The following is a 6,789-nucleotide window of genomic DNA, read 5'->3' on the forward strand; positions in this document are numbered from 1 at the left end:
TGTAGGTTCCCCCGTTCCGTGTCCAATTGGTCACGAGTGACCAGCGGTTATGCGTGAGCGGGGAGCGGGCGAGAGCCGAGGTTTTCCGTCTCTGGTGTCCAATGGGGGCCGTGCGTGCGTCGGGGATCACGTGGTGTCTGCCTCCGCTTCGGAGCCTTTGACCAGTACTCCTTGCTGACGAGCCGGTAGATCGTGCGCGGGGTGAAGCCGAGTTTGTCCGCAACGTCGCGAACGGTGTGCTCGCCGGAGGCGAGCATGTCTTGGGCGATTTTCTTTTGGCGGGGCCCGAAGAGCCGGGACTGGTCGCGGGAGGCGGCCCCTCGTGGGCGCAGGGGGATACCCAGGTCCTTCGCCTGGCGGTTGAGGTAGTTCTTGGAGACGCCGATCTCTTTGGCCAGGGCAGTGAGGGGGCGGCGCTGGAAGAGGTATTCGCGACGGAGCCAGGCGGGATCGATGTCGGGCATGCGGCGTCGGTGCGTGAGGCGGGGAATGCCGTAAGTGCGGAGGAGATCGGCGATCGCGCTGCCTGGGACGTCGAACCTCTGGGCCAGGGCCGTGACGCTGAGATGTTCGTCGAGGTGGAGTCGCTTGAGCTCGTCGGCGGTGAGCTGCTGCGACAGCGTCCAGATGAGGCGCCCGTTGGCCCGCTGTTGGTTGGGGTTGAGGGGTGCTGGCTGTTCGTTGAGGAAGCAGCGCACTGCGTCGATGCTGATGCCGAGTCTCTTGCCGATGGCCCGTGGGGCGAGGTGCTCGTCCCGGAGCAGGTGGTGGATCACTTTGGTCTGGCATTGGCTGAGGTCCGTGCCGGGCAGGTTGCGCCCGAGCAGCAGTGCTGCCGGAGGACTCCAGGTCACGGGCTCGCTGTGGACTCCCTGACTGGCGAGGAACTCGTGAGCGTGGGCGTCAAGTTCGTGCAGAAGCTTGGGGGTGAGGAGTCGGGAGAACTCGGATACTTCCCGGCGCTGGCGTAGTTCGGTCAGGGCGAAGGCGCTGGGGGCCTGTTCGGCGGGCATGCCGCTGATGCGTTCGAAGAGCCAGCGCTGGACGGTGGGGTGCTTTCGGTTTTGGCCCGCGAAGTGGGAGGCCCGCCGGCTGAGCAGCTGCCACTCTTGTTCGGGGAGCAGTGTGTGGTAGTCGAGCGAGCGTCGCCGCTGGTAGTCGATGGGGCTGCCGTGGGTGTCAAGGCGGTCCGCCAGGCCGACGAGCGCGGCCTCGACGGAGAGCCATTGGGGGTGGCCCCGGAGCCGGTGCAGCAGCAGCGCGATGTTGTCGGATCTATGGCATGCGCCCAATTGACGGCTGGCGGCACGAATTGAGCTGGTCGAGCCGGTCAGGGCGAGCAGGACGGACAGGCCGTGGCCGAGTTCCTGGAAGGTCTGGCGGTAGTGCCGGAGCGGCGGAGACAGGGCGACGGTCCAGGCGGGCCAGAACAGGCCAGGAACGCATGCGGTGCGGTCGGTGCGGGATTGACGCGGGTGGGCCATCGCGGTCGTTGGACGGTGGAGCGCGGCGCGCTGGAGGCTGAGGACGCGAGCACTGCTCCGGTATCCGGAGGCGATGGATCCCTGCCCTGATCGTGATCCTGGGCGGGGTGCGAAGAGCCAGGCCAGCGCGGTGCCAGCGTGGTCGATGTCGTCGAGGGCGAGGGCCTGCGTGGCGACGGTGGCGACGGTGGCGGTGATCTCGGCGCGTGCGGGTGCGGCGAATCCCGGACGTGCTGGTGCGGCGGAGGGTGAAGACTTGCTGTGCGGGAGCGCGCGGGCACGGGCGAAGGCGTCGGCGATGTCCGCCGGGACGTGCTGCTTGATTTCGTCGTGGTCGGGGAGGGTGAGCAGGAGCTTGCTCAAGGTCCGGACGTCGGTGAGGAATTCGGCGACGGGGACGCCTGGGTAGGACCCGAAGTCAGCGGTGCCCTGGTGTACGGATTCAAGGATCAGGTGCTGGGTGTGCAGCACCGGGTGGCCGTCGGGCAGCGCGAGCACCGGGGTCTTGGCCAGATCGGCGCCGCAACGCGGGACACGCCGCCCGGCGCCGCCGGCGGGGTTGGTGCATGTCCCCGGAACGGGGATCGTCCCGGCGGGGGTGACACGCAGGCGCTGATGCCGGCCGCATCGCCAGCAGACGTCCGCGAGCAGGGCCCGGTGAACGGTGCAGGCGAATGACCAGCCCAGACGCCAGGACAGCTGCCACCGGCCGCCGGAGGCGGCCAGACACGGCGGGCAGTAACGTGAGCCGTTCGCCCGGCCCCAGAGCGTGTCCCGGTGCACTTGCCGCGTGTCAGGACGAACGATGACCGCGCGCTGGTGGTAGCGCATCAAAGTCAGCGCGTGGACATCCCCGATGCCCAGCTCGCAGCCGTCCGCGAGAGTGCGGGCCTCGTACTCGTGCAGGGCAATCGTCCAGTTGGGTGCCTTCCGGCCCCGGTGATGAGGATCTCCAGCGCGCAGCAGCGCCAGGCCCAGGGCCGGGGCTAGATCGCCGAGCGGGCATTGCAGGCGGGCGGCGAGGGCTTCGAGCCAGGAGTCCAGGGCCTCGCCGGGCCGGGGCGGAACGCGAATGGGCAGGGTGCGGTGCACTTGGCTCACGCCGGTGCCTGCGAGGAGGCCGCTGTCTTCCTCAGTGCCCTCGGCCGCGAGGTGAGCCGGCCGGAATCGATCGCGGCCTGCAGCGGCTGCCGGGCCTGCTCGGCGGCGTCGTCGATCTTCACGGTGTCCAGCAAGGCTTTGGTCAGGTTCTCCTCGCCCCGGCGGATCGCGCGCTGGGCAGCGCGGTTGATCAGAGTCATCAGCGACCCGATGTGCCCGGTGGTGCGAGCGAAGAGATAGTTGGACAACTCGTCGGCCAGGATGCCGGGTTGGAGATCGGCGAGGACGAGGTTCTTCTCGATGGCGAGCAAAAGGTTGCGCCAGTTCTCCCGCGCGACGTCACCGGAGAGCGTGAACGGGGCGAGAGTCAGCCGAGTCCACCGCCGCGCGGTCTGCGCGATCGCCTGGTCCTTCGTCGTCATGCCCTCGCTCATCAGGCCACGGTCACGCAGGCTCACCCCGACGAACAGGAATGTCACGGGAAACTCGTTGGCCAGCCACTTCAGGTGGTTGCTCACCTCCAGCCCGTCCCGGGAACGCACGTCGAGGAAGTGGACGTCATCGACGACAAGCAGTCGCGAGCGGCACGACAAAATGCAGTCCAGTGCCTGCGAGGCGAGCTGCGAGGTGGTGGTGCTGCTGTAACGTCCGGCGGCCCCGGGGTGGCCGTAGAACTCCAAGATGGCCTGGTTGAGGCCCTTGATCGTGGTATTCGCGCCGAGCCCGATCCGGCAGACCGGCAGGTGCTCGTGCCCGTCCGCCGTGTACTTCCCGTGCAGGGCCACCTCGCGGCGGTGGTAGTCGCGGGCGAAGGCCAGCGCGGCCGTCGTCTTGCCCAGCCCCGGGTAGGCGTCGATCGCGGCGGAGCCCTTGACCTTGTCGCCATCCTGAAGATTGGAGTCCACGAGATCCCACAGGTCCTCGTGGATCGCGGACATCTGCGGCGTCTTGAGCGGCCCGATGTTGGCGTGCCAGACTCGGCGTTCAAGATCGTAGGCGTCCTTCTCCGGTTCCGGCAGCTCATCCCGTTCCGCCCGGTTCAATGTCCGCGGGCGGGGTCGGGGCCCAGCCTCCGCCAGTGTGATCCACCCTTCCTTGCGGGAGGGGACGGCGTCATCCAGGGCAGAGCTCACTCCAGTACCTCCAGTGCGTTGGCGTAGAAGTCCAGGACTTCAAGGTCTGCCCCGGCGTCCAGATCGTTGTCGTCATCGTCGTCACCGAGGTCCTGCGGCGGCGGGGCCACCGGAGCCCGGCGCTCGTCCTCCGGCCCCTGGGCTGCCTCCAGTTGCTGGGAGACAAGCACGCTGTGCACGGACGACAGACTGGCGATCTCAGGTTCGCCCGCCTGCTGTTCCGCGCGTTCGGCGGCCATCCGCAGGGCGATCCTGCGTTCGGTCCGGTTCTCTGCCAGTCCGACGTTCCACGCTTCCAGCAACTGCGACAGCGCCGTCCCGATGTCCGGCGGCCCGTCCTTCGATCCGGCCAACTCCTTGGCGTAGGCCAGGGCGTCGGCACTCAGCGGCAGATCCAGGCCTGCGGCGTGCTCCCACTCAAGGGTGTGCCACGTCCCGTCCTCGGGATCACGGAAGTAGATGCGGCGCAGGTCATCCGGGTCGACCGAGAACGGCCAGCGTCCGCCCTTGCGGGCGCCGGAGAAGTCGCCCGGCCGCTTGTAGCCGCTGGTGCGGTTCATGTACTTCGCCACGATCGGCCCGCTGTAGCGCAGCGTGTCGATCTCCACGCCGTAGTGCTGGATCGTCCGCCAGACCACCGGCAACAGCTCCAGACCCAGCAGGGCGTCCCGGGGCAGCTCGATCCGGCCCGCCCGCGCAACCCCGTGCCCGAACCGCTGGAGCGGACTCATCCGCACCCCGGGCAGCCGGGGATCGATCAAAGACTCATGTGGCCTGCGGTGATACACAGCCCCGATCCACTCGCGGATAATCGCGTCCAACTCGCCCAGGTAGAAGAACGCTTCGCCTTCCGGGTCCGCCCCGCGGCTGAAGACGTCCGGCCCCTTGTAGCCCGGAAGGGCTTCCAGCAGCCCCTCGCGCAGGGAGCGAAAAAATCTTTCGCAGGCGGCCTTATCGGTAGGCGTGTAAGGGCGGGCCGGCTGGATCGAGACCCCCAACCGGGCGCAGGCCGAGGTGACATGGTCCGAGACGTAGACCTTGCCGTGATCCACCACGATCGTGTCCGGCAGCAGCCCCGGACCGGTGAAAGACGGCCCCTCCACCCGGTCGGCGTCCACCACCACCGCGGCGGGAAGCCCGTGATAGGGCCAGGCCGCCTCCGCCGGCCAGTGGTCCGGCATCCGGCGCGGCTGGATGGTCTCGAACAGCACCGCCGCCACGTCCACGCTCTTCGTCGACACCGGCGACAGCCGCAACCCCGTGATGCATCTCGTGAACAGGTCCATCGCGATGCTCATCTCGATCTGCACCCACCGCAGCGTAACCGGCTCCATCGCGAACACGTCCAGCCGCGTGGTGTCCAGCAGCACGTACTCACCCGGCCGCGAGGCCCGCAGCCGCCCGTAGGCCACCGTCGGCCGGTTCGCGATCGAGCGCCTGGCCTTCGCGCTCGTCCCGAAGCTCCCCCTGCCGCAGGCGATTTCATCCAGGGCCCGGTAGGCGGCGCTGCCCTTCGGCACCGGCACCTCGTCGGCGCCGAACTCCCGGTCCAGCCGGGCCTTCACCCTGCGCAAGGTCAGCTGCTTGGTGGTGTTCGACGCATCCACCTGGTCGTCCAAGACCGCCAGACACACTTCCCGCCAGCGCGGGTCGATACCGTCGAGGACTCCAGCGCGCGCCCCGCGCCGGTCGAAGACCAGACCGGACACTCCCTCGCTCTGGTAGGCGCGTACCCACCGGCGCAGCGTCCGGACGGTGACGGCCAGCTCCGCCGCTTTCGAGGCGTAGCGCTGCATCAGCGTGAAGGCGGATGCGTACTCGGGGCGAGGTTCACCCGGCAGGGCAAGTTCCTCCGCCCCCAGCCGGTAGCCCGTCAGCACCTCCCGGACATGTCCGGCTCTTTCCCGGGCCTCCGACAGAGCCGACTCGTCCGCACTCCCCAGCACGATGCCCGCAGACTCGCCCGCCTCCGAAGCCCCCGCCCCGATGATCCTCTGCCCGGGAACGGCGGGGTCTAGGAGATCGATCACACGCAGCCGCACCGCCCGGCGGTGGCGGTCATACGCCACGACCTGATCGCCCTCCAGTGCGATGACCTCGTAGGTCTCGCCCTCCCGCCAGACTCGGGAACCGATCCCGATGCTGATCCGTCCCATGGTCACGCCGCCTCCAGCAGCATCGACTCGCTCAGCGGCAACGAGAGATCACACCGAACCCGGCCGGACCACAGCAGATGCAGCAGATGACTCCGCACCCTCGCCCGGCCGTAGCCGCCAGCCAGCACCCTCTCCTCGGCGTCCACGAAGGGCAGCGGGCAGGCAAGGATCTCTACGACGTGATCCAACAGTCCGACGTCGAACTGCCAGGCCCGCCGGTAGCCGGTCAGGAACCGCACATTCGCCAGCAGCACCCGGTCGGGCTCGCTGAAGGTCTCGAACCGCCAGCCCTGTGCCTCAACCAGGTCACGAGTCCACGCGAAAGTGAAGGCAACCGTCGGGTCCTGCAACCGGCGCCGGGGCTTGACGTCCACCACGGTCACCAGGCCGTCGTCGCGTACCGCCAGAAAGTCCGGCACATGACGGCGCACACAGCCGTCAACCATCGCGACCAGCTGAAACGGCTGCGAGACGATCACATTCCAGCCCGCGTCACGGTCAGCAAGCAACAGCCAAGCAAGCTCCAGCCGAGACTCGTAGCCGACGTGTCCGCACATGACGGCCGACCAGTACAAACCCGAGTAATGTGCCTGTCCCCGGCACGACCGGAACACCCGCCACGGGACCAACTCATCAAAACCCACAGCACCGCCCGGCAACGGAGTCTCGACGACCTCGCCGCCGTACCTGCGGCGCATCACAGCTTCCTCGACCATCAGCACCCCAGCCCCTCGCGACCAGTACCGCGATCACGTTGGCAGAGCCCCAGGCAGCACACAGCCCGGCTATCACTCGTACGAGTGATAGCCGGGCCGAAGTGCTTACGCTCAACGCTTCCGCTGGTTCAATCGCGGCCAACTGGACACCGTGTGGACATCAGTGCCGGAAATTGGTCACGTTCCCAGGGAAGCTACA

General features: G+C 68.2%; 4 protein-coding genes. All 4 read right to left on the minus strand.

Going from position 1 to position 6,789, the window contains the following annotated elements; translation table 11 throughout:
* Positions 1–47: 47 nt before the first annotated feature.
* The gene (locus tag JXZ78_RS39860) at positions 48–2,585 is read right to left on the minus strand and encodes a TniQ family protein (RefSeq protein ID WP_030019864.1); all 2,538 of its coding nucleotides are present in this window, start codon (positions 2,583–2,585) and stop codon (positions 48–50) included.
* Positions 2,582–3,628 (minus strand): AAA family ATPase, encoded by a 1,047-nt coding sequence (locus tag JXZ78_RS39865; protein ID WP_238783720.1) that lies wholly within the window; start codon positions 3,626–3,628, stop codon positions 2,582–2,584. Before JXZ78_RS39865 ends, JXZ78_RS39860 begins: the two co-directional genes overlap by 4 nt.
* Positions 3,629–3,714: 86 nt before the next feature.
* Positions 3,715–5,874, minus strand: coding sequence for a TnsB C-terminal domain-containing protein (locus JXZ78_RS39870; protein ID WP_033037624.1), 2,160 nt, complete (start codon positions 5,872–5,874; stop codon positions 3,715–3,717).
* A 2-nt stretch (positions 5,875–5,876) separates the two neighbouring features.
* Complete coding sequence (locus tag JXZ78_RS39875; RefSeq protein ID WP_238783721.1) at positions 5,877–6,590, minus strand: TnsA-like heteromeric transposase endonuclease subunit; 714 nt, start codon at positions 6,588–6,590, stop codon at positions 5,877–5,879.
* Between the last annotated feature and the right edge of the window lie 199 nt (positions 6,591–6,789).

The sequence above is a fragment of the Streptomyces monomycini genome, assembly GCF_022271435.1.
Taxonomy (GTDB): domain Bacteria; phylum Actinomycetota; class Actinomycetes; order Streptomycetales; family Streptomycetaceae; genus Streptomyces; species Streptomyces monomycini.

Excerpts from the sequence above, each read along its gene's own strand:
- JXZ78_RS39870 (WP_033037624.1), bottom strand. The coding sequence starts at position 5,874 with ATGGGACGGATCAGCATCGGGATCGGTTCCCGAGTCTGGCGGGAGGGC.
- JXZ78_RS39875 (WP_238783721.1), bottom strand. The coding sequence starts at position 6,590 with ATGGTCGAGGAAGCTGTGATGCGCCGCAGGTACGGCGGCGAGGTCGTC.